This window comes from Acinetobacter sp. S4397-1 (assembly GCF_024129285.1).
GTDB lineage: Bacteria > Pseudomonadota > Gammaproteobacteria > Pseudomonadales > Moraxellaceae > Acinetobacter > Acinetobacter lwoffii_C.
In genome coordinates this window covers 33978-59681 of the sequence record NZ_JAMXXZ010000003.1, presented here as the reverse complement: position 1 = coordinate 59681, position 25704 = coordinate 33978, and the positions used below count along the sequence as shown (strand labels likewise).

The following is a 25704-nucleotide window of genomic DNA, read 5'->3' as shown; positions in this document are numbered from 1 at the left end:
AGCTAGCAACGGCTTGCTCCATCGCCCGTACAGTTGACGCTAAATATTTTTATATTTCCATTCATGTGCATATTGCCATGAATATTCAAACCCATGAAGCCCTTTTCCTGCCCTTGGTCAAATTGAGGAACATTCTTGCCTGTTGCATAAGTTTCATATTTAGTGGTATTAAAATATCCTTCATCACCCGCTTCAATCGATAAACTTTTAAAACCTAAATTTCTGATTTTAAGTGGTTTATCATCATAGAATGTTAAGCGCATAGCGCTTTGCGGATTATTATATTGATTGATAAATGTAGTACCACTTAAGGTGAACTGATCAATCTGTAATGTGCCCTGAATTTGCTTAAAGACCAGCCATTTTTTGGCTATTGAACCATCCGGCTGTTTTTCCGTATGGTTATTTGGAGAAATAGCCAACCGGCATAATTCCAGTAATGGACACTCCAGATTATTCGTCATGCGATAATAGGCTTGCGTCACCTTGGCAATCCCGTTCGCTTCAAAACCATTAATTAATGAAATCTCTTTTTTACTGAGGTCACTGGCATACTGATGATTTAAAGATAAGGTCCAGCTTAAATCTGCCCCTCCTAAAATCTCTGTGCCTTTCCCACTAATAGCGACCATTTCTTCATTATTCAGACTTTCTAATGCCGCATAGGCCCATGAAGGTACAATAAGTACGGCAGCAAATAACATTTTCAGCTTCATGCTCATCTCCTACAGGCCTGTCGTTTTAAACTTCAGATGTTGAATCAGCACACCATCAATCACCACAGAGCCCAAGTTTACTGGAGCTGTATTGGTAGGTCCCCTAAACACGATACCAGTTGCATTATCATTTTTATTTGCTTCCAGCAGCTTGTTATTAATTGCGACACTTCCCACACTGATACTACTGTGAGTCGCTGTATTGGCCTGATATTTGATATTATTAATCATGGAGGTTTGGCTGCCACAAGAGGCTACATTACATAAAGTAGCGGCTTTAGAAGCTTCACTAGAATAGTCCGTATAAATTTTATTATAAATATCAGGTACGTTTGGAATCCGTGTAACTTCCAAAACGATATTATTGCCTTCTGAGCCAACAATAAAGGGTTGATACATATTACCAAAGACCAGGTTGATATTAGGGCTATAAAGATATAAGCCTTCAGTGGCGTGAAAGATGGGGGCATACGAACGATTTAGTGCAGGTGTCGATGCTGTGCCATCATCAATCGCCGCCGTACTAATACGCAGGGCTTTTTTATTTAAGTCTGCCAGGTTGGTTGCTTCGCCATTCGAACCTTTATTAAAGGTTAATGACGCTGGATTATCATGGGTATTCTGCCGTATTAAGCTGGCCATACCGAGTGTTTGGTTCTGCTGTGCCACAGGTGAGGCTTGGGTTTGAAAGAGACGGACCTGAGAACCACTTAAGCTTAATCCGTTTGCAACCAGTTGAAGTCGAATACGCTGGTCGGTGGGTAAATCCGCAGCAACTGTCGGTGCACCTGTAATCTCATCTACTTGATTATTTGAGCCCCACTTACGTGAAAAAGCATCCAGCCAGTATCCTAGCTTAATATTGTTATCTTCTTCATATACCCCTTCTCGTGCCAGAGGAGCTTCAATTGACAGATAACTAACATCCCCATTATTGGTATTTATAAATTGCTTTACATTCGATTGCGTACCTGCTCGTACCACCCAAGGGTTAGCATCTGAACCCCAGGTAAAACCTGTATTACTAAATCTTTGATTTAAATTATCATTAGTTCGTGAAAGTGCTAGACCATAAATAAAAACATCAGCCTTGGTGCGCTTTTCTGCCAGATTCTCGTTTGAGTTGACATATCTTGAATAATCTTCCCCCACCGGAATAATTCGAATAAAACCGGTATCAAATTGGCTTGGATCCGTAGCACCCGTACCTGTCAAAGGGTGGTTATAACTGGAACCTGTAGACTTATCATTCGGCATTTGAAAAACAAGTTTAAAATCCTCAGGTAAAATTGCAATTCCTTCACCTGTGGTATCTGACATCGTATCATCAGAAAGCTGCTGCATCGCGAAGGCTGGCGGCATTGAAAACATACACAACATGGTGGCTAAGCACATCTTTTTAATAGTCAAGTGCCTGCTGTTCTTCTTCATCATCACTATCCTTTTCTTATCTGATGCTCCGCATCTTTATCCTTTAGCTTCCTAGCTACCACACTTTATTTTTTGTTAAATGATGCATCACGCATCTTTTTTATATTGATTATCCATTATGCTTATTTTTTGTGTAATTACCAAAGTCAAAAGAGCAGAAATTCCGAGTTTCCGATGAATGAAAGAATAAAAAAAGCGAGGCCAATGCCTCGCTTTTTGATCTATCTTTTAAAAGCATTTAAGCTTTCGGCAGCGTCACACCGGTCTGACCTTGATATTTACCGCCACGGTCTTTGTAAGATGTTTCACACACTTCATCTGATTCAAAAAACAGCATTTGCGCCACCCCTTCACCCGCATAAATACGGGCAGGCAAATTGGTCGTGTTTGAAAATTCAAGCGTGACATGACCCTCCCACTCTGGTTCAAGCGGAGTAACGTTTACAATAATTCCGCAACGCGCATAGGTCGATTTACCCAAGCAAACGGTGAGTACATTTCGTGGAATACGGAAATATTCTACTGTACGCGCCAAAGCAAATGAGTTCGGTGGAATAATACATACATCCGACTCAATATCGATAAAGCTTTTTTCATCAAAGTTCTTTGGATCGACAATTGCAGAATGAACATTGGTAAACACTTTGAATTCACGTGCACAGCGCACGTCATAGCCATAGCTTGAAACGCCATAAGAAATCAGTTTTTGACCATTTTCATCCAGACGAATCTGGTTTTCTGCATACGGTTCAATCATGCCGTGTTTTTCGCTCATTTCGCGAATCCAACGATCAGACTTAATTGCCATTGATATAATCCAAAAATCTTAAATATAAGTAATTACGACGTACTTTAACTGAAATTGGCAGTAATGAAAATAAGTGAAATCCTGACAAGTAAATTTCACAAACATTCGTCACTTTTTCTGGTTTATAAGCTAAGCAGTGCGGAGTAGCTTAAAGGCACAGAAAAGCTCATTAAAATAATCGAAGCGGTCTTTTGCAGGTTCTTCTGATTTAGCCAGCGATTGTTTTTACGCGCCAGAATTGTGCCCAAAAATGTCCAGAAAAATGCAATTGGAATCAGTAAGGCCAAGAATACCAGCATATAAGTCACATAATAGAGACTGCTTTTCCAAACCATCACCGGAAAAATAGCCGAAGCAAACAGTAATGCTTTAGGGTTCAGTAAAGTCGCAAAAAACAATTCACGTGCACGAATGGTTAGCTGCTCAAAATTTTCATCCAGCTCTGCCGTACGCCATAATTTCAGGGCCAGAAAAAGAATATAGGCTGCACTAAACAGCTTGAGAATATGGGGAAGTGGAGGAAAATAAACCGAGATCTTTCCGATTAAAATGCCCCAAAAAGTAATTGCAATCAAATAACCGAAGGCTTCTGCAGGAATAAGACGAAAAGCTTTCTTAAACCCGACCTGGATGCCCGACGATGCCAATAAAGTATTGGTTGGGCCGGGTGTTAATAGAATACTTATCACCAAACCAATAAAAAACCATGAAACCATAGCTTGACCTCGCTCTTATGCCTGCAGCATAAAATAATCCAGTCAAATCTGCAAAAAAATAATTGTAAGCGAACATATTAAAAAACTTTATATTTTATTTTTCTATTTACTATTAAGTAGTTGTTTAGAAATATAAGAAAGTTTACTTTTTGTCAATTTTGTCAATTTATAAAGCTATAAGCAAATAGTAAAACTGCTAAAAAGTAGAGGTTTCAATGAGCGTATTCGGAATTAGAATTCCAGAAATACTGATCCACACTCTATAAAAGAAAAATTGTCAAAACGTAAAAAAATCATTATTTCTGGTAATCTTTGATTAAAGTTTAACCAATCAAAAACCTTTGGCCTTGTGTATGAACTTTGGACACTCCTATGAAAAGATATTGTGGTTGGAGCAACTTTTACCTCACTCCTCATGGTTAAATTTCCGCTATACATTTAAGCTCTCTATCTTGCTCAATTTGTTCAACCTATTGATAAAGTAAATTTTTGAAAAAAATGCTATTAATGGTATTCAGACAAAATAATTGCTGTTAAATTGTACAAAGACAACAATTGATAATTCACATTTTTTTTACCTCCAGACGGTCTAGTACATTGTTGTTTTAATTATATTTTAAAAACTGCAGAATAATATCAGGAGTCATAATATGAATAAATGGATCAAGCTTTCAGTCATGGGTTTAGCACTATCAGGCGTAGTTGCTTGCTCGAATGATAATGCACAAAATAAATCGAATAGTCAGGCTGCATCCGGCGAAAGTGTGGCTGCAGATAAACTGCAAACCCGTTTTGTCAATATTGCCACAGGTGGTGCCTCAGGTCCTTATAATGTCATTGGGACAGGATTGGCTGAAATCTATAACAAGACCTATGGTGTGAGTTCTAAAACTCAGACCACTGGTGCTTCTGTCGAAAACCTGAATTTATTGAAACAAGACAAAGTTGAAATGGCTTTTGTCATGAGTGACAGCTTAACTGAAGCGATCAATGGCCAAGGCAGTTTTAGTGCCAAAATTGACAACGTGCAGCAAATTGCTGCTCTTTATCCCAACTATGTACAAATCGTGACTTCGAAGCGTTCTGGTATTAAAAATATTGAAGATCTCAAAGGCAAACGTATTGCGGTGGGTGCCCAGAACTCAGGTGTAGAAGTGAATGCACGTAGCCTGCTGAATGGTTTTGGCATTACTTATAAGGATGTAAAAGTAGATTATCTCGGTTATGCCGAAGCAGCGGATGCTTTAAAAGGTGGTAAGCTGGATGCAGCCTTTCTGACCAGCGGCCTCCCAAACTCTTCTCTGATGGAATTACAACAGGGCTTTGATCTGCAATTGGTCAGTATCAATCCTGACAAAGTCAAAGCCATTGCCAAAGATCAGGCTTATTTCCTGCCGATGACCATTCCCAAAGGGACCTATGGCAATGCTGAAGATATTTCAACAGCAGCGATCATGAATGCACTGGTGGTTCGCTCAGACTTGTCTACTGATGATGTATATAAGCTGACCAAGACTTTCTTCTCCAGTCTCGATCAACTCGCCAACTCACATCAGGCTGCTAAAGAAATCACTCTAGAAGGTGCACAAAAAGGTCTGGTGGCTCCACTGCATCCGGGCGCACAAAAATTCTATGATGAGAATACAGCGAACTGATGAAATGGATACAAGGTGCAGCGATTGCTGCACTTTTTAGTTGGGCTGCTTTTTTTATTAGCTGTGTTTGGCTGGTATTTCCTTATATTTTTGTTGAAGTGAGAGAACAAAATTTTCAGTGCAAAATTGACCAGAAATCTTTTCAGCTCAGCTGGATGCATTCGGTAGAAAAAACACAGTGGAAAGAACGCTATCTTCAAGATGAAAACGATTTGATTCTGGCAGAAACACAGTTCATTTCATTTGGCGCAGGCACACCTGACCAAGGCACTATTACTCGACAGGATGATGGCAGCATCCATATGCACATCGACCGGAAGATGAAAGAACTCAACTGGGTCATTTCGCGCAGGATGCAGGGAAAAATTGAGAGTGCTGATCGTATCTGGAATGTTTATCAGGATTTTCCTGACTACAGCATGGTACAGATCTCTATAAAAAAAGACAGCCTATGGAAAAAAAGAGGTTTGAATGATTGCCTATGAATCCACAAGACATAAAAAATGTGCCCGAAGCACTCAATGAGCAACAGCAACAAGAATTATTAGAAAAATTTGACCGTGAATCTGTTACCCGTAACCCGATCAATAAGTCGGTTCGCTGGTGTATTGCTGCCTTAGCAATATCCTATTCGTTATTCCACCTCTATATTACCTTTAATCCTTTACCCGAACTGATTCAACGTGCGGCACATGTGTCCATTGGTTTAGCACTGATTTTCCTGCTCTATCCAGCACGTCAGGCCAGCAGCCGGCAAAAGGTCGCATGGACTGACTGGATTTGGGTAATCGCCTCTTTTGCTTCGTTCTTTTATCTGTTTAAGGAATACCAAGCCATTATGACCACTCGGGGAGGCATTCCCAATACGCTGGACATTGTCTTCTCGATTATGACGGTCGTATTAGTGGTTGAGGCAGCACGGCGGGTAATGGGCTGGATGCTGCCGATCCTGGGACTGATTTTCTTAAGCTATCCATTTGTCAGTCATTTTGACTGGATGCCAGATCGCTTGCTCACCCGCCCCTATACATTCAGTGATATTTTCGGCCAAATGTATCTAAAGACTGAAGGGTTATATTCCTCAGCCATCGGTGCTTCGGTCACCTTCATTTTCCTGTTTATCCTGTTCGGTGCCTTTCTGGCGAAATCAGGCATGGGAAAATTATTCAATGATCTGGCCATGGCACTTGCAGGACATAAGCAAGGTGGCCCTGCCAAAGTTGCGGTGATTTCCAGCGGTTTTATGGGCAGTATTAACGGGACAGCGGTTGCCAATGTGGTGGGAACCGGTTCATTTACCATTCCTCTGATGAAGAAAATTGGCTATCACAAAAACTTCGCTGGTGCAGTTGAAGCCAGTGCGTCTGTGGGTGGACAGATCTTGCCGCCAGTAATGGGCGCTAGCGCATTTATTATGGCAGAAACCACGGGTGTCAGTTATGGTACCATTGCCTTAGCTGCGGTATTACCCGCCCTGCTATATTATCTCGGGGTGATGGCACAAGTCCATTTCAGAGCTGGCCGGGATAACCTGAAAGGTGTTCCCAAAGCTGACCTGCCACGGGTCAAAGAAGTCCTAAAAGAACGAGGACATTTATTACTCCCTATCGTTGCCTTAGTGTTCTTCTTATTCCAGTCCATTCCGGTTAGCTATGCGGCTGTGTATACGATTTTATTGACTATCGTGGTTGCAGCATTCAGAAAATCGACCCGTATGGGACCGAAAGAAATTCTGGAAGCCTTAGCTGATGGCGCTAAACAGTCACTTTCCGTGATGGCTGCCTGTGCCGTCGTCGGTATTATTATTGGTGTCGTGAGCTTGACCAGTTTCGGTTCAGTAATGACTTCTTCAATCATGAGTATTGGTGCCGGCAGTCTGTTCCTGACCCTGTTCTTCACCATGATTGCATCGATGATTCTCGGTATGGGCCTGCCATCCATTCCTGCCTATATCATTACCGCAACGATGGCTGCCCCCGCTTTGGCCAACTTTGACATTCCTATCTTAGTCGCCCATATGTTCGTATTCTATTTTGGTTTGTTTGCCAATATCACCCCACCCGTGGCCTTGGCCGCCTTTGCCGGTGCCGGGATTGCAGGTGGTGATCCTATGCGGACCGGATTCCTGGCCCTACGCCTATCTCTAGCTGGTTTTATTGTGCCATTCCTGTTTGTCTATAACCCGGCGATGCTGATGATTGACACGACAGATATTGCCGTGAATGCCAAAGAATTTGCTTTACCGGCATGGAATGTCATTTTAAGCATTACTATAACCTCCATTGTTGGTATTCTGGCACTGGGGGCTGCAGTAGAAGGTTATTTTAAAACAGCCCTGAGCTGGTTCTGGCGGATCTTCCTGGGGGTTGGCGCACTTATGATGATCGTGCCGGAAACCATGACCGATATTATCGGCACCCTCATGGTGATTATTGCGATTGGCTTTAATATCGTTCAGGCAAGAAAAGAAAATACAGTGACTACTAAAATCTCATAAAAAAGAGAGCCGAGGCTCTCTTTTTTTCACGATAAAATCTTAGAAAATACGAGTTTTATCTTTTTCTGCTTTAGGCAATTTTGCTGCAATTTTCTGGGCAATCTCTAGATAGCTATCCGCTGTCTCATCTTCTGCAATGACCGAAGGTTTACCGGCATCGGCATTTTCACGAATTTGCACATTTAAAGGTAAGCGTCCCAGTAATGGAATGTCATATTGTTCTGCCAGTTGGTCGCCGCCACCCGTACCAAAGATCTGTTCTTCATGACCGCAGTTCGAACAGATATGGGTCGACATATTCTCGACGACACCCATCACTGGAATCTGCACCCGATTGAATAATTCAATACCTTTGGTGGCATCCATTAAGGCCACATTTTGCGGTGTGGTCACAATCACGGCGCCTGTTACCGGAATACGCTGAGCAAGTGTTAATTGAATATCGCCTGTGCCTGGCGGCATATCAATCATCAAAACATCCAGATCTGGCCATAGGGTCTGGTTAAACAGTTGCATCAAGGCACCCGTGGCTTTTGGACCACGCCAAGCCACGGGAGTATTATGATCACCTGTTAAATGGCCAATAGATAATACCGGCATGCCATAGGCATCTAAGGGCACAAACTGCTCGGCTTCAATCATTGGCGTTTTACCGGCATTACCCAGCATGGTGGGAATACTTGGACCATAAATATCAGCATCCAGCACCCCCACTTTTAGACCGAGTTTTTGCAAGGCCAATGCCAGGTTGACGGTCGTGGTGGACTTGCCCACACCGCCTTTGCCAGAGGATACTAAAATCACATTCTGAATACGGGGATGTTTCGCTACATCACGCTGTTGGGGTGCAGCTTTTTGAATTGGCGGATTATTCGGATCAGCTACTTGTGTTGAAGCTGTACCACCTGAAGCATCAACTACAGGTGGTAAATTGCTTTTGCCTGTTGGCATCTGGTCCGTCGTAGAGCAGCTTTCCCCCGCGGCATGCGAATGTCCGCAACCCCCTGATTGCGTAGATTTATGGCCAGTTTTCTGCTGAATGACATGCATATTCAGCTCTTTAATACCACATTTTTCTAGCGCATCTGCCAGTTCATCATGAATCTGTTGTAATTGCTCTTTTTCTTCCGGGTAAGTATTTAAAGTAATTTGTAAAATCTCGCCTTGCACATTGACCTGAGTAATACGATCTTTCAAGGCATGACTGGAATTCGGCAAAATGTAGTTTTGGAGTATGTGCTGCACAGCTTCTTCGTTCACTTCCTTGGAAGGCGAAAAAACCGATTTAAGCGAAGAAAGCCACGACATAGGTTACTCCAAAATTAGGCTGAGACATCTGAAGTACTTAGTTTAACGAGGTTTGGGTAGAAGGTTAAGCATTGTCTTGAACCAGAGATATATTTATAGCGCTATTTCCTACTATTTTAGTCGGTTTTTATATTTTTTCTGATTTAATACCGCTAAATAATGGCCTTGTCGCTCTTTCTGTCTTTTATATGGCTAAAAATTTTAGTTATTTTTATTCACTCCTACCTTAAAAGACCACTTCAATCCCTTTCGGAAGTGGTCGCTTGGCAGATTATTCTTTATTATTTGTGAGTGTTGTGAGACGTGTCCTTATCAGCCTGATCCTTCTTGGCTGTATCCTGCATAGATGATTGATTGTGCATCTCTGCTTCGGTCAAATCCTGCTTTTCATCATCCTTCATGTGGGTATTTTCAGCCTGCCCGTCCGCAGATTGATGATCTTTCTTCATTTGAGTCAGCTTTTCGGTCGCCATTTTTTTGAGTTCATCAAATTTTTCAGTCGCCTGGGTTTTCAGCTCACCCAGCTTAATTGAAGCATCATGAGCAAGTTCAGTGGCTTTGTGCTTAGCTTCTTCAAATTTTTGTCCAGCTTCAGTTTTAAGCTGTTCTAGTCTTTCTTGGGTTTCTGTCTTTTTATCAGACTGACCCGCGCTGTCAGATTGGCTATCCTTCGAAGCATGCTGTGATTCTACTGATTTACTATCTGCTGCCTGAGAACTTTGCTTACTCTCGGTGTCAGTGTTTGGATCCGCCTTGTGCGGTTTGGCACCTGGCTCTTCCTGATGATGCTGATTGTGCTGTTTATCATTCTCGTTTTGCTTTTGCTCTTGTTCAATTTTCTGATTTAACGCTTTCGTCTGCTGGGTTTTATCTTGGTGTTGCTTCGATGTACTGGTCTGTTGATGTTGAGTCATGAGTACTCTCCTAAGCTAAATTTTATTTAAATCATCAAACGTTTTTAGCATAAAGTACGTAGGGAGTCGGGATGAATTAAGCAAACTGCAACAAAGCCTGTACATGTTGTTGCCGTTATTTGCAGGATGTAGCAGCTGTGCAATTCTTCTATTTTTTAGCCTTAGCCGGCTTTAATCTGTCTGCTATTTGAATTTCAGATATTTAGCTGTCCTAATTAGTGGTGTTTCAGACAAAGCATTGCTTTGTAATCCCTCCGGCATCATGTAAAATTGTGGCCCATTGCATAATGAATATGAATGAGAGAGTGAATCCGTGCGTAAAATCCTAGTCACCAATGCCCTTCCCTATGCCAATGGCCCCATTCATATGGGTCACTTACTTGGTTATATCCAAGCCGATATCTGGGTTCGTGCAATGCGTGCGATGGGTCATGACGTGACTTATGTCTGTGCGGATGATGCTCATGGTACCGCGATCATGTTGCGTGCTGAAGCCAATGGTATTTCGCCTGAAGCACAGATTGCCAATGTGCAAACTGAACACATTCGTGACTTTGACGGTTTTGGTGTGCATTTTGATCATTATGATTCTACCCATAGCGATACCAACCGCGCGCGTGCATCAGAGATCTATATCAAAAACCGTGAAGCAGGCAATATTGCCGTTCGCCCTGTTACCCAGTTGTTTGATCCTGAAAAAGGCATGTTCCTGTCAGACCGTTTTATTAAAGGCACCTGCCCTAAATGTAAGGCGGAAGATCAATACGGCGACTCATGTGAAGTTTGCGGTACGACTTATAATGCCACTGAACTACTTGATCCAAAATCAACCTTAAGTGGCGCAACCCCTGTTGAAAAATCTTCAGATCATTATTTCTTTAAACTGCCGAACTTTGCAGAATACCTGCAACAATGGACCCGTGATAAAGGCCGTTTACCGGTATCTATTGCCAACAAATTAGATGAATGGTTCGAAGCTGGGTTGTCAGACTGGGATATTTCCCGTGATGCGCCTTATTTTGGCTTTGAAATTCCAGATGCACCGAATAAATATTTTTACGTTTGGGTCGATGCGCCAATTGGTTACATGTCGAGCTTTGAAAACTACGTTAAAACCCAACGTCCTGATTTAAGCTTTGACGATTTCTGGAAAAAAGACTCTAAAAATGAAGTCTATCACTTCATTGGTAAAGACATCGTGTATTTCCATGCCCTGTTCTGGCCAGCCATGTTGGAAGGCGCGAATTACCGTACTCCAACCGGTTTATTCGTTAACGGTTTCTTGACTGTGAATGGTCAGAAAATGTCGAAATCTCGCGGCACCTTTATTAAAGCGGAAACGTATTTACAGCATTTAAATCCTGAATATCTGCGTTATTACTTTGCCTCTAAACTGTCTGACAAAGTGGAAGATTCTGACTTAAATCTTGAAGACTTTGTTCAGAAAGTAAACTCAGACCTGGTCGGTAAAGTAGTCAACATTGCCAGTCGTTGTGCCAAGTTCATCAATACCAAGTTTGACAATAAATTATCAGCAAGTTGTGCAGAACCTGAACTGGTGCAAAGCTTTATTGATGCCGGTGATTCAATCGCTCAAGCTTACGAAGCACGTGAGTTCTCAACGGCCATTCGTGAAATTATGGCACTTGCAGACAAAGCAAACCAATATATCGATGAGAAAAAACCTTGGGCTTTAGCCAAAGTTGAAGGTGAAGAGCAACAAGTTCATGAAGTGTGCTCGGTAGGCATTAACCTGTTCCGTCAATTGGCTGTTTACCTGGCTCCTGTTCTTCCAGCCCTGGCTACTCAGGTTCAGGACTTCCTGAAACTGGCTGCTTTCGATTTTGCCTCTCGTACCGAAATTCTGGTGGATCACGAAATTGCATTGTTCCAACCGCTGATGCAACGTGTAGATCCAAAAGCAGTTGCAGCGATGGTCGATGCGTCTAAAGATTCTTTGACTGCTGCGGCTGAACCGGCAAAAGCTGAAAAGAAAAAAGAGAAGAAGACTGAGAAAAAGCCCGAACCTAAAGTCGGTGAAGCTGAAATCATTCATATTGATGATTTTATGAAAGTTGACCTGCGTGTTGCTGAGGTTTTGGAAGCCGCTACGGTTGAGGGTTCTGACAAGCTGCTTCAATTGACTTTAAATGTGGGTGAAGCTGAGCCACGCAATGTGTTCAGTGGTATCCGTGAGTTCTATAAGCCTGACGACCTCAAAGGTAAATTGGTGGTGATGGTAGCGAACTTAGCCCCACGTAAAATGCGTTTTGGCATTTCTAACGGCATGGTGTTAGCTGCAGGCAATGGCGAAGGTGTTTGGGTGATTTCCCCTGAATCTGGTGCTAAACCGGGTGATAAAGTGTCTTAAGATTTAGGTCTAAGATAAGAAAAAAGCCTCTATCTCTAGAGGCTTTTTTATTTCTAAACCGCTCAGCCTTGCAGCACAAATTCCCAGATCACATAGCCAATGCCGAAGCCCAGCAATGAATATAACGTTATGATGAAAAACACAAAGTTGGCATTGTTCTTTCTTTTCCAGAAACTCATAGTGGCACTCAAAACTGTTCGTTATCTCCCCATATTAACGGGCTTTTCATGAAAAGTGAAATATATCTAAACAATCTATTTACAATAATATTTTAATAAAAATATAGGTTTTGTTTCTCAAAAAATTTAATATACAGGTGCAGACTGCATTTTTAGTACAGAAGAAAATATATGCTCGGCCTTGTAAAAAGGTAAATATATTCATATTCATTTTTAATGATATTCATGCTAATACATAAAATTGACTTCAATTACATAAGAATAGCCATGAAATATTTAACTGTCCCTTTAGCCCTGTCCATATTTGCTTTCAGTTCACTTGTTGGCGTTTCTCCAACTCATGCTCAAGCTCCTTCTTCGACTCTACCGCAACAGAAACAGGTTCCCGGTTATTATCAACACAGCTTTGGAGATTATCAAATTACGGCACTGCTTGATGGGAGCAATTATTTATCCCAAACCTTATTTAAAAACCTGCCTGCAGCTGAAGTAAATCAGATTCTCAAAAAATATTATATTCACCACAGCCAAGGCATTCAGACTTCGGTGAATGCGTTTTTAGTGAATGATAGAAAAGGATTAACTTTGGTCGATAGTGGCACTGCCAGCTGTAATGGTCCTCATTTGGGTTCGGTATATTCCAATTTACAGGCTTCAGGACAAAAACCAGAGCAAGTCAGTACTATCCTGCTCACCCATTTACATCCTGACCATGTCTGTGGCATCAGTAATCATGGCAGTGCAAATTTCCCCAATGCGACCGTCTATATTTCTCAAACTGAACTGGATTTCTGGATGAATCCAAAAAGTGCAGAACGCTTGCCGCAACAAAAGCGTGCAGCTTTTGCTGCTACTGTAGATAAAATCAAAAAAGCCATTGCTCCTTATCAGGCTAAAGATCAGCTTAAAACTTTTAAATCTGGTGACAAAATTCATAGTTTTAATGTCATCAGTTCGGCAGGACATACGCCGGGACATTTTGGTTTTAGCTTAAAATCACAGGGTCAGGAGCTGATTTTTATTGGAGATATAGTACATTCACACAGTATTCAGTTTGACCGGCCTCACACCACGGTCGACTTTGATATTGATCCGAAAAAAGCGGTAGAAACCCGCTTAAAATCTTTCGCAAACTATGCCAAGCAAGGACAAACGATTGCAGCTCCGCATTTACCTTTCCCTGGAATTGGACATATTTATTCAAAGGAGGGAAAAAGCTATCAGTGGATGCCTATACACTTCAAGGATTAACACTTGTCTTGAGATCGCTTAATAAGGAGCAGGTTGGAGAAGAATTAGGCTTTCCCCCCTCAACTTGACTGAAATATGCAAAGAGCTTTTCGCTACGCGCAGCAGGAAGTGTTATCTAACAAATAAAGGAGCTTGTATGGATCGAAAGCAAGGCAGAATAAGAGTTAAAAATAAAAAAACCACACTCCCGATCTGTCTTGCTTTTAATAAGTTCTGGCGCTGTTTTGCATATTTTTATAGCGACAGAGATCAACTTCATTTATATGTTTTTTATGTGCTTTCATGTCCATCATTTATAAACTTTAAGCAATCATACCAATCCGCATTTCATGCTTTTGCAAACACAGAACCTAAATCTGGATATGCAGCTAAAGTGAATAATAAACTTACTTCATGCCAAAAATCAACTTCAAGCCGAGCACGGTCATGACTGCACCTGCTGCCCGGTCGAATATTGCCTTAAACTTTAAATACACACGGCGTGGCTTTTCCGCAGACAGAGCCACAGCAACCAGAGAGCACCAGCCTGCATCAATAAAGAAGCACAATACTGGCAGAACAACGTAAAAATAAGTGGGAATTTCTTTCGGTAAAAGTGCCGTAAAAATACTGGCCAATACAATCGCAATTTTTGGATTGGACAGTTGGGTAATCAGACCGGTGGTAAAAGCGCGACTTAAAGATATCTGCTTGCTGATAGCGGTGTCTGTTTCAAGAGGTTCTTTGGCATGTTTAATAATTTTAAATGCCAACCACAGCAGATACAAACCGCCACAGATTTTTAAGGCCAGATAAGCCGAAGGAACGGCCAGTAAAAAGGCCTGTAAACCTAGCACAGCGAGCAAGCCAAAAACCGCCGCACCTAAACCGGTGCCCAGTGCAGTAAATAAGCCATGTTTACGTGAAATTGCAATGGAATTTTTTGCCACATAGATAGAGGTTGGCCCAGGACTCATTGCACCTAACATGAGGGCAAAAGCAATCGAGCCTAAAATCCAGAATGATTCCACGAGATGACCTACCTAAAAATCGGGTTCTTATTTTAAACAAAAATCTGATTATTTGCTTTAAAAAGTTTTGTATTTATCCTGAATTTCAACCAGATAAAGGTGTTAAGGTTTTAACTGATTCTGGACAATAAGATGTTCATCTCGCAGCTGATAATCCTGATCATGCACTGGCACGCCTCCAATAATCATGGTGCGGGTATCCGTTCTGGGTTTGTTGAGCGGATCCTCACAGCCGGTCAAGCTCAGTCCGACAATACTCAAGGCAACATAGAATAATATTTTCATTATTGTTATCCTCAATGAGGTAGTCTTTATCAGACTAGCACTGTGGTTTAAATTTTCAGCAACTAAATTGTGACAATGTGCGTCCGTTTTTTATTGATAAGCCACCGGTTAGCCTGCAGCTTATCTTCAATTTGCTCATTTTCGGTTTACTCTGATTTCTTATCTTTCAATTTTTTTAATGTTTATGTTTGACGCTCTTGCCCATACTATTCCAGATCAGCACTTTTTAATTCAGAATATTTCGGTGACGGTGCGCCGTCTGGATCTGGTGCATCCTCATATATCAGGCAATAAATTTTTTAAGCTGAAATATAATTTTCTTGAAGCGCAACGAGCAGGTTATCACCAACTATTGACCTTTGGTGGTGCTTACTCCAATCATATTGCAGCTACGGCTTTTGCCGCACATCAGTTTGATTTTAAAAGTGTCGGTATTATCCGTGGTGCAGAATTAAAAGATAAAGAACTAAATCCGACTTTGGCACTGGCACAAGAGCTCGGTATGCAGCTGCACTTTGTCAGCCGTGAGGAATATCAGCGCCGGCATCAACCTGACTATTTGCAAGAGCTGACGCAACAATTTTCTGAACATTATCTGATTCCTGAAGGCGGCACCAATACCTTGGCCATTCAAGGCTGTCGGGAAATTTTAAGACCAGACGATGAACAGTTTGATGTCATCTGCTGTGCAGTGGGTACAGGAGGCACCTTAACAGGTCTGATTGAAGCCAGTCATCCTCACCAGCAGTTATTAGGATTTTCTGCCTTGAAAGGTGATTTTCTAAAAGATGAGGTTGCCAAATTCACAGTAAAAAAGAACTGGTCCATTCTCGATGATTATTGCTGCGGGGGGTATGCTAAAACCACGCCTGCCCTTATCCAGTTTATTCAAGATTTTGAAGCTAAATATGATATTCCTCTGGAACAGGTCTATACCGGAAAAATGCTGATGGGTCTCTTTGAGCTCATTACGCAAGGATATTTCCCGGCTGGATCAAAACTGCTGGTCATTCATACAGGCGGTTTACAAGCTAAGAACCTTAAAATCTGCTCCTAGATTCATAGCACTCATCTCCTCATCTTTTAAAAGTATTTTCGATCAATAGCGATTCAGCTTCCACGATTCAGCTTTTAGCTCAGTATGAATAGAGAAAGCTGAAATAAAATTGTCTATAATGCTTTCCTTTTCTTCTCCCTTGAGTGTGTCATGTCTTCCAAGCAATACGATGTTTTAGTCATAGGTGCCGGTGCCTCAGGTTTAATGACGGCGTATATGGCTGCACAACGTGGTCGCAAAGTGCTGGTCGTCGAAAAGGCCAACAAGGTCGGTAAGAAAATTTTAATGTCGGGTGGCGGAAAATGTAATTTCACCAACCTGTATGTTGAAACAAGTAATTATATTTCGCATAATCCGCATTTTGTAATTTCAGCTCTAAGCCGTTATAGCAACTGGGATTTTATCAGTTTGGTCTGTGAATATGGCATCGAATATGAAGAACGCAAACATGGACAGCTGTTTACCTTAAATGGAGCCAAAGAAATCCTGTCAATGCTGCTGGCAGAGTGTGATAAGACCGGGCTAGTTGAGATTAAGACCAGTTGTGAAGTAAAAGCAGTGAATACGGTCGCAGAGCAAGGTTTTCAGGTGGCTACATCTCTGGGCTATTTTGAAGTAGAGTCTGTGGTAGTGGCGTCTGGCGGCCTGTCGATTCCAACCTTAGGAGGTTCAGGAATCGGCTATGAAATTGCCAAACAGTTTGGCCATCATGTCTATCCAACTCGTGCCGGTCTGGTGCCTTTTACCTTCTCGGATCATTTTAAAGAAGTTACCACCCGTCTGAGTGGCAACGCCATTGAAGCAACCTTATCCAATGATTTAAACAGCTTTACCGAAGCGCTGTTATTTACCCATCGCGGTTTAAGTGGTCCCAGTTCACTGCAATTGTCCAACTACTGGGAGGTGGGCCAAAGCTTTAAGGTCAACTTTTTACCGAGTATGGATTTGATTAATTTCTTCAAGCGTAAAAAACAGGGACAACCTAAAGTTTTACTCCGTACTTTATTAAGTGAACATCTGCCGAAAAGTGTCGTGATTGAACTACAAAATCTGGTCTGGGCTGAGGTCGCCGATACCCCTATTGGTAATCTCAGTGATGACAAGCTGGAGCAGATTGCCAAGCGTATACAGGGCTTTGAATTAAAGCCGTCAGGAACAGAGGGTTACCGTACTGCCGAAGTCACTTTAGGCGGTGTGGATACCACCGAAGTATCTTCCAAAACCATGGAAAGCAAGAAGCAAAAAGGTCTGTATTTTGTAGGTGAAGTTCTGGATGTCACCGGCCATTTGGGTGGCTTCAACTTCCAATGGGCCTGGGCTTCTGCGCATGCTGCCTCAGAATATGTTTAATCTATTCAAATCCAGACATAAAAAAAAGAGCTGAATCATTCAGCTCTTTTATCTTTCATCTGCAACTTTATTCAAGATAGTCTGTTTGAAACAATAGAACGTCTAGAGAAGAAAGACGTTCAATCGTCAGATCTATTTTTTCTACAGCTTCTGCAATATGCTGTGGTTGCTGTACGGTGTCTGTGAATGTCGTCCATAAATTATTTAGCATTGAAATTACCCTCATTGTTTTCATTCCTTTGAACTTAATTTAAATACTTTACATGACAAGAATATTAAATTTAAGTATCTATATTTTAAGTAATATTTCATATATCACTCTTATGGAAAATACCAAATCCAGTATTAATTTCAATCATTATTTTGCATTTCCTCATCCGTACCTTCTGGTGAGTGGACTTGATTTTCATTTTGTCTGCTTTTAGCACGTTGAGATTTTACAAAAATAAACCGGCGTGCCCCTGCTAAAAAGCCTACAGTAATTCCAGCAATAACCACGGGCGCTAAAAACTTATTCGGTGCTTTTGCCATAATTATTTCCCTTTTTTCACTAGCAAAATCGGCCACTTAAGCGTGGCCGATTCTGTTGGTCCTGAACAGGTTATTTCAGGTCATCTTTTTTCTGAGTAGAATGATCAATATCTATACCAGGTTCGTCCTCACCTGTTGAGCCAAATGGATTATTGGCTGGCGGATGAGCCGGATCAACTTTGACTGAATCCGGGACAGCCTGATCGGCATCCGGAGTGACCGAATCAATAGATGCATCATCATCTTGTAGTGGTGCAGTAGTGAGCGTTGCTGGTGTCGTATTCGACAGATCGTTAGGATCTGAATCTGAACCAGTAGCTCCCGGGGTGGTGAAGGCAGAACCTGTCGTACCTGCCCTATCGGCGACACTTGTACCTGTAGTAGCAGTCTTGGCGCCTAATCCTGAAAACATGCTATTTTCAGCTTTATCCTTGACTGGATTCGGTTCCTTGGCTTCACGTTTTGCCTTGTCAATCAGATCAGTCAAGACACGTTCTGCAGGCTGACGACCACCCAGACCAAAAGCCAAGGCAAAGGCAACAGCTACCGCACCCAGCGTCAGACCAAATGCCAGGTTCACGATCGAATCTGCAATGCCCATTGCACGCAGACCCATGGCAATAACCAGTCCCATGATCAGGACACGTACCAGATTAGCTAACCAGCGTGAACTGTTATATTCACCACGTTGTACAATATTTGCCACGATATTGGCCAGCCAGAAACCGATGACCAGAATCACCGCACCCAGCAGAATATTCGCACCAAAATAGATAAACATGGCAATCAGACCACTGATCTGTTCAAAGCCAAGACGGTTGGCGGCTTCAGAAACCGCGAACAGCATGGTAAACAGAATGATCAGGTAACCCACCACATTGGAAAGTTTAGTGCTACCAAAGAAACGTTGTACATCAAGCTTGGCTGGAATTTCATCGACACCTGTGCCTGCAACAACTTCTGTGACCAGACGTGCTACCAGTTTAGAAACCACATAAGCCAAGATCAGAATCAGGGCTGCCGCAATAATATTTGGAATGGCATGCATGATTTCATACAGCATGGCAGTTGCCGGCTCAGAAATCGCTTCAATTCCAAGCGCTTCAAAGGCAATGATCAGCGATGTGATAATCACCACTGCAAAGACAAATGAACCCAGTACCTGAGCGACATTCGAGTTCTTGAAGATCCCGACTTTTTCAGCCTGATGCTGTACATTCAGACTGTTCAGCAAACCCTCCACAATACCGCGGACAATTTTTGCGAGAATATAACCGACAAATACAATGACTGCAGCAATGAAAATATTCGGAAGATAACTGACAACGTCTGTCACCATGTTCTGAACTGGCAATAACAGGCCGTCTAATCCGAGGATCGACAATACAATTGGCAAGAATAGTAATAAAATTAACCAGTAAACAATTTCACTGATATTCTGGCTAATTGGACTGACGCCAACTTCTGCACTGAGCTTTTCATCCAGTTGGGTACGGTTCAGCACTTTCTGCAAACCCATTTTCACCAGATTTGCCACTATCCAACCAATGAAGCCGACTGCAATAGCGGCCAGCAATTGTGGAATAAATAGCAAGAACTGCTGAATCATGCTACTGAAGGGGTCACTGATCCCTGTCAGGTTCAGCACATTAAATGCACCTATCACAGCAATGATCAGAATCAGCCAAAAGACGACCCGGGCAATAATGCTTTCCATATTGGAGCGATGTCCGGTTGCGGTACTCAGATGCCTATTTGTCCCGAGCTTCTGCAAAAGCTTCTTAATTCCAGCAGAAACCAGTAGTGCAATGATCCAGCCAACAATTAATATGGCAACTGCACTGATTATGGGATGAAACTGATCCCAATAATACATGGCATCATAGCCCCCACGTGGACCTCTCATATAATCATTCATGTGTTTTATGCCCTCTTTGTTATCACGCTATTTATCTGAATTTGAAAGCCTTAGAGTTTTAAATACTTGGCTTCTTCCTTATACAGCCTGGACTTTATCTATTCAGACGCTCTGGATATGCAGAGCTTAGAAAACACCACAATCCATTAAAAAAGCCCCAGTGATTAACCAGAGCTTTTTTGATCTGTACCTTATTGATTAGCCTGTGCAGTATCAGTTGCCGTTGCAGTCGCTTCTGTATCAGTCGCTGTCGCCTCGGTACTTTCACCGCCTGTGTTCGGGCCCGTACTCGTAGGAGCTGTCGTCGCTGGTACAGGCGTATTAGGCCGTTCCGCAGGGGAGTCTGGCTCCATATCCGCAAACATATAGAATAATACGGCGAGCAAAAAGATACCGACTAAAATCAAAATATAGACGGGGATACGTTTTTTCTGTGTAACTTCGTCTTGATGATTTGAAGGTGGTTTGTTATTAAAATCATTGCCCATGACCATCCTCACTATTTCTTATTCATAAGTAGATTTTTATCATAACAAGCAGTTAGCGACACTTCTGTGACAAAACATGGTGAGATAGTGACGGGATGTAAGTTCTATGTATCAAACGAATGAGTCTGATTTTTGAGCACAGGAATCCGGTTTTAAAGAAGGTTAAACGTTTTGAAAATTTGAATGATTTTTTTGTGCGTTAACCTAGATAGACTGGGCAAGCGGTCTTGCAACCATCCCTTATGCTACTTTTACTGATAGCTGTAAGCCCAGATTCTTCATAGATAAGGGAGACTAAAAATCCTTCCCATCCCCCCTTTGCTTCCGTCCAAGTCATGCTCAGATCGCTAGTAATGAATAGACCTGCGACTTTGCTTAAAATAAGCTATAATCATTGACCTTATTTTTCATGCATTCGAGCTTTATGGCGTATCGTCAACAGAGTGTATCGCTTGATCTTGACACTGATATTACACATCAGTGTGCTTTGCACTATACTCGTGATCAGCATCTGATTGGAATTATTGAGTTTAGCAAGCCGGGCTATTTGCTACGCTGGCAAGACCTGGAATATTTCCGTCGCCGTACCGAGGAAATGTCGGTCATGCCCTTTCCTGATTGCATCAATGCCATGGTGATTGATGTGCGAAATGTGGTGGCGTGGCTGGACAATGAAGTTCCCATTATTCCGTGGCGTTTACTGGAAGAAGACTGCCCGGTGCGTTTGGTCGTACCTGCTGAGCGGATTGAACATTATGCAGGCTTCTTTGAACCGACCTGGCTAACGACCGATGTCGATAGCGCGATTCAGGAAATCCGCGATTTTATGGATATGTTTGTCCACTAAGTGTTGAAGAGTAGAAAACCTCCCAATTGGAGGTTTTTTTATGCCAGAAAGCCTGTTTCTTTTTCCAAAGGAGGAAGCAAAGTACTCACCAGTAATTCTCTACTGCAATATTTCCTTCACCACGACGGTTCATGCTCAGACCTCGAGCTTTAAGCGCCTCTTTAGTGTCTTCTACCATTTGCGGGTTTCCACAGAGCATAATATGGCTACTGGCCGGATTAAATTCGAGTCCCGCCGCTTTCTCAAGCTGACCATTTTTAATCAGTACGGGTAAACGATCATGCAAAGCGGCATTTGGATCGCGGGTAATAATCGGAATAAATTTAAAGCCGCGATGACCTTCACCAAAAGTTTCAGCAATTTCCTGGATACGCGTCACATAAGCCAATTCAGCTTCGGTACGCACGCTATATACCAGATAAATATTTTCGTATTTAATCCAGGTTTCAAAGTCCTGTAACATTGAAAGAAATGGCGCAAGTCCAGTTCCTGTCCCCAACAGCCATAAGTCTTTAGGCAGTGGCAACTGATAACGTGCAAGCGTCAAAAAACCATAGGGGATTTTTTCCAGATACAGCTCATCTCCCACTTTTAAATGCTGCAAATGCGAGGTAAATGCCCCCTCCGGCACCACAATCGAGAAAAATTCCAGCGTCTCATCAAAAGGTGATGACACGACTGAATAGGCTCGAACAACCAGATGATCTCCGACCTTTAAGCCAATACGCGCAAACTGCCCGGCAGTAAATTTAAAATGCGCAGGGCGTGTCATAGTGAAACTAAACAGCGTATTGGTCCAACGGTGTACAGATAAAACCTTTTCCAGGCTAAATTTTTCAATAGACATGATTCAAACGTGGCATCAAAGACTATGCTCATGGTAGCATGACCCTATAATTTATTAATATTTTTTAAATGTTAAGGCTCTATTCATGCGCATGACTTTACGCCAGCTGGCTGTTTTTGTAGCAGTTGCTCAAGAAGGCACCGTCACCAAAGCCAGTGATGCAGTCAAACTCACCCAAAGTGCGGCGAGTATGGCTTTAGCAGATTTAGAAGATGGCCTTGGGGCACCTTTGTTTGATCGGCTTGGAAAACGTTTACAACTGAATGATTTGGGCCGTTTTTTACTCCCGCAAGCCCTAGAAATTCTGGGCCGTTGTGAGACATTTGAACAAGCAGCTCAAGGCGAGTTACAGAGTATCGATCTACGTCTCGGTGCGACACTCACCATTTCAGATTATTTAATGCCTGATCTGATGGCGGGTTTCTTAAAAATTCAGCCCCAGGCGCACTTACAGCTGCAAGTGGGAAATACCAGACAGATGATCGAAGCCGTCAATCAGTTCCAGCTGGATCTGGCCTTAATTGAAGGCTCTTGTCATCTGCCGCAGCTGCAATGCATCCCTTGGCGTAATGATGAACTGGCCGTCTGCTGTGCACCCGATCACCCTTTGGCACAGCTTGACCGTGCCTTAACGGCAAAAGATTTCAAGTCTGTAGAGTGGATCTTGCGTGAAGAGGGTTCAGGGACGCGTGAGGTCTTTGACAATGCGATTTTAAAAGATGTTCCCGATGCCAAAATCCGTTTGACGCTGGGTCATAATGAAGCAATTTTAAAAATTGTCGCAGGTGGGATTGGTATGTCCTGTATTTCCAAACTGGCGGTTGAGCCTTTGCTCGAAAAAGGTCATCTGGTAATTCTGGACACCCCATTCTGGTCACTGACCCGTCCCCTGTTTATGCTGGTGCACCGTCAGAAATATCAAGGCCCGGGTCTTAAGGCCTTTATGAAATTCTGTGAAGCTTAGAATTCTGTTGAAATAAAAAAGCGCCGAAGGGCGCTTTTTTTAACGGTGAAACTGATGTTCACAAGGAATACCGTCACCATCTCCATCCATCTGGATACCAGGGCAATTTCGCAAAAAGAATACCGCTTCATCATAAGAGTGCATCTGGCTACAGTGGGTTCTGCCATCACACTGATAAGGTGACGACACTGAAGTGGAGGAAGTAGTACTTCTAAGAGGGGTATTGGTGGATACCTCTAAATTCTTCTTAGCTTGTTCGCTTAGGCCTTGTTCAGGTAAATTACCTAAGGCTGCACGTTGTTCTGAAACCAGCCTTTTTTGTTCTTGTATTAAATACTCAAGTTGCTGTTGCTTTTGTATTTTATAGTTTTGGTATTTTCCATAAGCCAATACAGCAAGTATGACGATAATAACTATGCCGATACTGATAAATAGTTTAGATAATGCTGGCTTTTTAAGCGGATGATAGAGTGTTGCTCTTTCTACCTGAAGATCATTATGTTGACTGACACTGGGTGAAGGCGTCTTTTGATATGAAATATCTAAGCGAACAATATGATCCGCTTTAAACCTCCCTTGATCCTCCACAATTAGAAACTTTAACTTTTCACCATTTTTCGGTAAAACATTTTTGTTTGGGAAATCTTTTATGTGGAAGAATAAATCTTTTGCTTCCCCTTCAATTTCGATAAAACCAAAACCACGTTCTTGATTATAAGTTTTGATCTTCCCCTCTTGAAACATAAGCAGCTCTTGTATTTGATATTTTGAGTAATTATATTCAGAAATCCTTTAAAATTTTCAAATAAAAAAGCACCGTACGATGCTTTTGTATTTGAATGATGAGACAAATAGCTTAATAAAATTATAATAGGCCTGCTTATACCTAACTTAAATTTCTCCAAAAATCATAAAACCGATCGCTGTTACCAGCGCCAACCAGAGTGTGGGGCTAAAGAAAGTAGTATGGCGTACTGGAGTAACCATCGCTGCAGGAGCTAGAGACGGTAGCGCAACCACTTCAGAGACCAACTCTTCCTGACGCTTAATATCCAGACGTACCATATTGTCCAGTTGAATCGTATTCTGCTCTTCAATTATTCTAAATTTAAGTCGCTCCCCGACTTGTGGCGCGATCTCAGAGGAAGGTAGATCCTGTAAGCGAAAATCGAGCTCTTGCGGCTTTTCTATGAGCTCAATCGTTCCAGTCCCACGTCTGACATCGTAGGTTTTAATTCTTCCATCTGTAAACATGATATATGTCCCTAGATCATTCAACAGATGCGTATTTTATATGGAAAGGTTTAAAGGATATTGTTGAACTTTGGTGAGTATTTTATTGTTTTAGTAATGCTATACAGAACTTGGATTACACAAGCTTCTACAAATCACGTTAGCGTAATACTCAAATAAAAAAAGAGGCTCTAAAGCCTCATTCTGGATATATTTTCCAAGCAAAATTAACGCTTTAAATTCGACAATAGGGCTGAGGTAATCGAAGTATTGACTGCTACCGCTTTGGCTTTTTTGGCTTTTTTGGATTTGTCTTCTACACGTTCAATTTTGATGGCTTTGTAGCGATCTCCATTTTGAACTACATTAAATTTTACCCGGTCATTGCGTTTCGGTTCACCTGAGTCAGCAGGGAAATCCGAGATATGAAAAAATATCTCACCTTCAGGTGAAGAAATAAAACCAAATCCTTTTTCTGGATTGTACTGCTGTACTTTTCCTTGATATTGCTCGGAAGTCATAAACATCCCCTACTCTGATTCTGTCAGTATTCAGTATATAAAAAAGAGGCCCTAAAAGCCCCTTTCCTGTGCATTTTTAACCATTAGTCTTTTTGAACTGAACCAAAAATCTTGTCACCTGCATCACCTAGACCCGGCACAATATAACCATTGTGATCTAAGCCTTTATCAATGGCAGCAGTGAAAATCACCACATCCGGATGTGCTTCTTCAACCCGCTTAATTCCTTCAGGCGCCGCCACCAGCACCATGACCCGAATATCTTTACAGCCATTTTCCTTGAGTACATCAATTGCCGCAACCAGTGATGAACCTGTCGCCAGCATTGGATCAATGATCATGGCAATCCGGTTTTGTACATCTGGAACCAGTTTTTTATAATAGGTACGCGCTTCCAGTGTTTCTTCATCGCGTTCCAGCCCCAGTACAGATACTTTGGCACTTGGAATCAGATTCAGAAAACCGTCCAGCATCCCAATCCCTGCACGCAAAATCGGTACAACGGTGATTTTTTTACCCGCAATGCGGTCAACTTTGACTGCACCATCCCAACCGTCAATTTTATGCTCAACCATTGGTAAGTCTTTGGTTGCTTCATAGGTCAGCAGCATAGTTACTTCTTGTGCCAGCTCACGGAAATTTTTCGTGCTGATATCGGCACGACGAAGCAGACCTAATTTATGTCGGATCAAAGGATGACGAATTTCATGGATAGCCACGGGAGAACACCTAAAAGGGTAAAACTAAATTTCTACCATTATAGAGGCTTTTGTTGATTTTTATAAATAAAAAAGCCCCCAATCATGG

Annotated in this window: 26 protein-coding genes; 9 read left to right on the top strand and 17 right to left on the bottom strand. The window is 42.1% G+C overall.

Annotated elements, in window-relative coordinates; all coding sequences use genetic code 11:
* Nucleotides 1–2 precede the first annotated feature (2 nt).
* From NI467_RS02805 to NI467_RS02790, 4 genes are all read right to left on the bottom strand, one after another.
* Complete coding sequence (locus NI467_RS02805; protein ID WP_374982192.1) at nucleotides 3–716, bottom strand: hypothetical protein; 714 nt, start codon at nucleotides 714–716, stop codon at nucleotides 3–5.
* Nucleotides 717–725: 9 nt separating this feature from the next.
* Entirely contained in the window at nucleotides 726–2147 is a 1422-nt protein-coding gene (locus NI467_RS02800) for a hypothetical protein (RefSeq protein ID WP_374982193.1), read from the bottom strand.
* Nucleotides 2148–2385: 238 nt separating this feature from the next.
* Nucleotides 2386–2955: a dCTP deaminase gene (gene dcd, locus NI467_RS02795; protein WP_004785008.1), complete on the bottom strand. Its 570-nt coding sequence runs from the start codon at nucleotides 2953–2955 to the stop codon at nucleotides 2386–2388.
* A 122-nt stretch (nucleotides 2956–3077) separates the two neighbouring features.
* Nucleotides 3078–3671, bottom strand: a complete 594-nt coding sequence (locus NI467_RS02790) for a LysE family translocator (RefSeq protein WP_151204898.1) — start codon at nucleotides 3669–3671, stop codon at nucleotides 3078–3080.
* A 650-nt stretch (nucleotides 3672–4321) separates the two neighbouring features.
* On the opposite strand from NI467_RS02790, the gene NI467_RS02785 reads away from it, so the two are divergent.
* The 3 genes from NI467_RS02785 to NI467_RS02775 are packed head-to-tail and all read left to right on the top strand — an operon-like array spanning nucleotide 4322 to nucleotide 7823.
* Nucleotides 4322–5326, top strand: a complete 1005-nt coding sequence (locus NI467_RS02785) for a TAXI family TRAP transporter solute-binding subunit (protein WP_253150770.1) — start codon at nucleotides 4322–4324, stop codon at nucleotides 5324–5326.
* A complete protein-coding gene (locus NI467_RS02780) occupies nucleotides 5326–5811 on the top strand; it encodes a DUF1850 domain-containing protein (protein ID WP_253150768.1) in 486 nt (161 codons plus the stop codon). The genes NI467_RS02785 and NI467_RS02780 overlap by 1 nt, the downstream gene beginning before the upstream one ends.
* Nucleotides 5808–7823 carry a TRAP transporter permease gene (locus NI467_RS02775; RefSeq protein WP_253150767.1) on the top strand — a complete coding sequence of 672 codons (2016 nt, stop codon included), beginning with the start codon at nucleotides 5808–5810 and terminating at the stop codon, nucleotides 7821–7823. Before NI467_RS02780 ends, NI467_RS02775 begins: the two co-directional genes overlap by 4 nt.
* 39 nt (nucleotides 7824–7862) lie before the next feature.
* On the opposite strand, the gene apbC is transcribed toward NI467_RS02775, so the two are convergent.
* Nucleotides 7863–9131 carry an iron-sulfur cluster carrier protein ApbC gene (apbC, locus tag NI467_RS02770; protein WP_253150766.1) on the bottom strand — a complete coding sequence of 423 codons (1269 nt, stop codon included), beginning with the start codon at nucleotides 9129–9131 and terminating at the stop codon, nucleotides 7863–7865.
* A 281-nt stretch (nucleotides 9132–9412) separates the two neighbouring features.
* On the bottom strand, nucleotides 9413–10045 hold the full coding sequence (locus tag NI467_RS02765; RefSeq protein ID WP_253150764.1) for a hypothetical protein: 633 nt from the start codon (nucleotides 10043–10045) through the stop codon (nucleotides 9413–9415).
* 313 nt (nucleotides 10046–10358) lie between these two features.
* Between NI467_RS02765 and metG the strand changes: the two genes are divergently transcribed.
* On the top strand, nucleotides 10359–12416 hold the full coding sequence (gene metG / locus NI467_RS02760) for a methionine--tRNA ligase (RefSeq protein ID WP_253150763.1): 2058 nt from the start codon (nucleotides 10359–10361) through the stop codon (nucleotides 12414–12416).
* Nucleotides 12417–12478: 62 nt separating this feature from the next.
* On the opposite strand, the gene NI467_RS14865 is transcribed toward metG, so the two are convergent.
* Nucleotides 12479–12595: a hypothetical protein gene (locus tag NI467_RS14865; RefSeq protein WP_373688382.1), complete on the bottom strand. Its 117-nt coding sequence runs from the start codon at nucleotides 12593–12595 to the stop codon at nucleotides 12479–12481.
* 267 nt (nucleotides 12596–12862) lie between these two features.
* Here NI467_RS14865 and NI467_RS02755 point away from each other — a divergent pair, with 267 nt between their 5' ends.
* Nucleotides 12863–13846, top strand: a complete 984-nt coding sequence (locus NI467_RS02755; protein WP_253150758.1) for an MBL fold metallo-hydrolase — start codon at nucleotides 12863–12865, stop codon at nucleotides 13844–13846.
* A 386-nt stretch (nucleotides 13847–14232) separates the two neighbouring features.
* Here the strand turns inward: NI467_RS02755 and NI467_RS02750 are convergent, their stop codons facing one another.
* Together NI467_RS02750 and NI467_RS02745 are read right to left on the bottom strand one after the other, a co-directional pair.
* A complete protein-coding gene (locus NI467_RS02750) occupies nucleotides 14233–14856 on the bottom strand; it encodes a LysE family translocator (protein ID WP_253150757.1) in 624 nt (207 codons plus the stop codon).
* A 102-nt stretch (nucleotides 14857–14958) separates the two neighbouring features.
* Nucleotides 14959–15141, bottom strand: a complete 183-nt coding sequence (locus NI467_RS02745) for an NF038215 family lipoprotein (RefSeq protein WP_151203455.1) — start codon at nucleotides 15139–15141, stop codon at nucleotides 14959–14961.
* A 184-nt stretch (nucleotides 15142–15325) separates the two neighbouring features.
* On the opposite strand from NI467_RS02745, the gene NI467_RS02740 reads away from it, so the two are divergent.
* Both NI467_RS02740 and NI467_RS02735 read left to right on the top strand, forming a co-directional pair.
* Entirely contained in the window at nucleotides 15326–16198 is an 873-nt protein-coding gene (locus NI467_RS02740) for a 1-aminocyclopropane-1-carboxylate deaminase/D-cysteine desulfhydrase (protein WP_253150756.1), read from the top strand.
* A gap of 150 nt (nucleotides 16199–16348) precedes the next feature.
* On the top strand, nucleotides 16349–17548 hold the full coding sequence (locus NI467_RS02735; protein ID WP_253150755.1) for an NAD(P)/FAD-dependent oxidoreductase: 1200 nt from the start codon (nucleotides 16349–16351) through the stop codon (nucleotides 17546–17548).
* 351 nt (nucleotides 17549–17899) lie between these two features.
* Here NI467_RS02735 and NI467_RS02730 read toward each other — a convergent pair whose 3' ends face one another.
* The 3 genes from NI467_RS02730 to NI467_RS02720 all read right to left on the bottom strand — a co-directional run bounded on the left by NI467_RS02730 (nucleotide 17900) and on the right by NI467_RS02720 (nucleotide 20485).
* Complete coding sequence (locus NI467_RS02730; protein ID WP_171478789.1) at nucleotides 17900–18079, bottom strand: hypothetical protein; 180 nt, start codon at nucleotides 18077–18079, stop codon at nucleotides 17900–17902.
* Nucleotides 18080–18149: 70 nt separating this feature from the next.
* Nucleotides 18150–19997 (bottom strand): mechanosensitive ion channel, encoded by a 1848-nt coding sequence (locus NI467_RS02725; RefSeq protein ID WP_151203452.1) that lies wholly within the window; start codon nucleotides 19995–19997, stop codon nucleotides 18150–18152.
* A gap of 191 nt (nucleotides 19998–20188) precedes the next feature.
* The gene (locus NI467_RS02720) at nucleotides 20189–20485 is read right to left on the bottom strand and encodes a hypothetical protein (protein ID WP_151207556.1); all 297 of its coding nucleotides are present in this window, start codon (nucleotides 20483–20485) and stop codon (nucleotides 20189–20191) included.
* 424 nt (nucleotides 20486–20909) lie between these two features.
* On the opposite strand from NI467_RS02720, the gene NI467_RS02715 reads away from it, so the two are divergent.
* Entirely contained in the window at nucleotides 20910–21332 is a 423-nt protein-coding gene (locus tag NI467_RS02715; RefSeq protein ID WP_151203461.1) for a hypothetical protein, read from the top strand.
* An 85-nt stretch (nucleotides 21333–21417) separates the two neighbouring features.
* On the opposite strand, the gene NI467_RS02710 is transcribed toward NI467_RS02715, so the two are convergent.
* A complete protein-coding gene (locus NI467_RS02710) occupies nucleotides 21418–22179 on the bottom strand; it encodes a ferredoxin--NADP reductase (protein WP_253150753.1) in 762 nt (253 codons plus the stop codon).
* A gap of 85 nt (nucleotides 22180–22264) precedes the next feature.
* On the opposite strand from NI467_RS02710, the gene gigC reads away from it, so the two are divergent.
* Entirely contained in the window at nucleotides 22265–23143 is an 879-nt protein-coding gene (gigC, locus tag NI467_RS02705; protein WP_151207514.1) for a LysR family transcriptional regulator GigC, read from the top strand.
* A gap of 39 nt (nucleotides 23144–23182) precedes the next feature.
* Here the strand turns inward: gigC and NI467_RS02700 are convergent, their stop codons facing one another.
* From NI467_RS02700 to upp, 4 genes are all read right to left on the bottom strand, one after another.
* Nucleotides 23183–23887 carry a cold shock domain-containing protein gene (locus NI467_RS02700; RefSeq protein ID WP_253150752.1) on the bottom strand — a complete coding sequence of 235 codons (705 nt, stop codon included), beginning with the start codon at nucleotides 23885–23887 and terminating at the stop codon, nucleotides 23183–23185.
* A 147-nt stretch (nucleotides 23888–24034) separates the two neighbouring features.
* Nucleotides 24035–24397, bottom strand: a complete 363-nt coding sequence (locus NI467_RS02695; RefSeq protein WP_253150750.1) for a hypothetical protein — start codon at nucleotides 24395–24397, stop codon at nucleotides 24035–24037.
* Between the two features lie 206 nt (nucleotides 24398–24603).
* Nucleotides 24604–24897 carry a cold shock domain-containing protein gene (locus NI467_RS02690; protein WP_151203448.1) on the bottom strand — a complete coding sequence of 98 codons (294 nt, stop codon included), beginning with the start codon at nucleotides 24895–24897 and terminating at the stop codon, nucleotides 24604–24606.
* Between the two features lie 83 nt (nucleotides 24898–24980).
* Nucleotides 24981–25616 (bottom strand): uracil phosphoribosyltransferase, encoded by a 636-nt coding sequence (upp, locus tag NI467_RS02685; RefSeq protein ID WP_151203447.1) that lies wholly within the window; start codon nucleotides 25614–25616, stop codon nucleotides 24981–24983.
* Between the last annotated feature and the right edge of the window lie 88 nt (nucleotides 25617–25704).

What these genes read in the sequence shown, in the direction of transcription:
- NI467_RS02805 (WP_374982192.1), bottom strand. Translation starts at nt 716, where the DNA reads ATGAAGCTGAAAATGTTATTTGCTGCCGTACTTATTGTACCTTCATGG.
- NI467_RS02800 (WP_374982193.1), bottom strand. Translation starts at nt 2,147, where the DNA reads ATGAAGAAGAACAGCAGGCACTTGACTATTAAAAAGATGTGCTTAGCC.
- dcd (WP_004785008.1), bottom strand. Translation starts at nt 2,955, where the DNA reads ATGGCAATTAAGTCTGATCGTTGGATTCGCGAAATGAGCGAAAAACAC.
- NI467_RS02790 (WP_151204898.1), bottom strand. Translation starts at nt 3,671, where the DNA reads ATGGTTTCATGGTTTTTTATTGGTTTGGTGATAAGTATTCTATTAACA.
- NI467_RS02785 (WP_253150770.1), top strand. Translation starts at nt 4,322, where the DNA reads ATGAATAAATGGATCAAGCTTTCAGTCATGGGTTTAGCACTATCAGGC.
- NI467_RS02780 (WP_253150768.1), top strand. Translation starts at nt 5,326, where the DNA reads ATGAAATGGATACAAGGTGCAGCGATTGCTGCACTTTTTAGTTGGGCT.
- NI467_RS02775 (WP_253150767.1), top strand. Translation starts at nt 5,808, where the DNA reads ATGAATCCACAAGACATAAAAAATGTGCCCGAAGCACTCAATGAGCAA.
- apbC (WP_253150766.1), bottom strand. Translation starts at nt 9,131, where the DNA reads ATGTCGTGGCTTTCTTCGCTTAAATCGGTTTTTTCGCCTTCCAAGGAA.
- NI467_RS02765 (WP_253150764.1), bottom strand. Translation starts at nt 10,045, where the DNA reads ATGACTCAACATCAACAGACCAGTACATCGAAGCAACACCAAGATAAA.
- NI467_RS14865 (WP_373688382.1), bottom strand. Translation starts at nt 12,595, where the DNA reads ATGAGTTTCTGGAAAAGAAAGAACAATGCCAACTTTGTGTTTTTCATC.
- NI467_RS02755 (WP_253150758.1), top strand. Translation starts at nt 12,863, where the DNA reads ATGAAATATTTAACTGTCCCTTTAGCCCTGTCCATATTTGCTTTCAGT.
- NI467_RS02745 (WP_151203455.1), bottom strand. Translation starts at nt 15,141, where the DNA reads ATGAAAATATTATTCTATGTTGCCTTGAGTATTGTCGGACTGAGCTTG.
- NI467_RS02740 (WP_253150756.1), top strand. Translation starts at nt 15,326, where the DNA reads ATGTTTGACGCTCTTGCCCATACTATTCCAGATCAGCACTTTTTAATT.
- NI467_RS02735 (WP_253150755.1), top strand. Translation starts at nt 16,349, where the DNA reads ATGTCTTCCAAGCAATACGATGTTTTAGTCATAGGTGCCGGTGCCTCA.
- NI467_RS02730 (WP_171478789.1), bottom strand. Translation starts at nt 18,079, where the DNA reads ATGGCAAAAGCACCGAATAAGTTTTTAGCGCCCGTGGTTATTGCTGGA.
- NI467_RS02725 (WP_151203452.1), bottom strand. Translation starts at nt 19,997, where the DNA reads ATGAATGATTATATGAGAGGTCCACGTGGGGGCTATGATGCCATGTAT.
- NI467_RS02720 (WP_151207556.1), bottom strand. Translation starts at nt 20,485, where the DNA reads ATGGGCAATGATTTTAATAACAAACCACCTTCAAATCATCAAGACGAA.
- NI467_RS02715 (WP_151203461.1), top strand. Translation starts at nt 20,910, where the DNA reads ATGGCGTATCGTCAACAGAGTGTATCGCTTGATCTTGACACTGATATT.
- NI467_RS02710 (WP_253150753.1), bottom strand. Translation starts at nt 22,179, where the DNA reads ATGTCTATTGAAAAATTTAGCCTGGAAAAGGTTTTATCTGTACACCGT.
- gigC (WP_151207514.1), top strand. Translation starts at nt 22,265, where the DNA reads ATGCGCATGACTTTACGCCAGCTGGCTGTTTTTGTAGCAGTTGCTCAA.
- NI467_RS02700 (WP_253150752.1), bottom strand. Translation starts at nt 23,887, where the DNA reads ATGTTTCAAGAGGGGAAGATCAAAACTTATAATCAAGAACGTGGTTTT.
- NI467_RS02695 (WP_253150750.1), bottom strand. Translation starts at nt 24,397, where the DNA reads ATGTTTACAGATGGAAGAATTAAAACCTACGATGTCAGACGTGGGACT.
- NI467_RS02690 (WP_151203448.1), bottom strand. Translation starts at nt 24,897, where the DNA reads ATGACTTCCGAGCAATATCAAGGAAAAGTACAGCAGTACAATCCAGAA.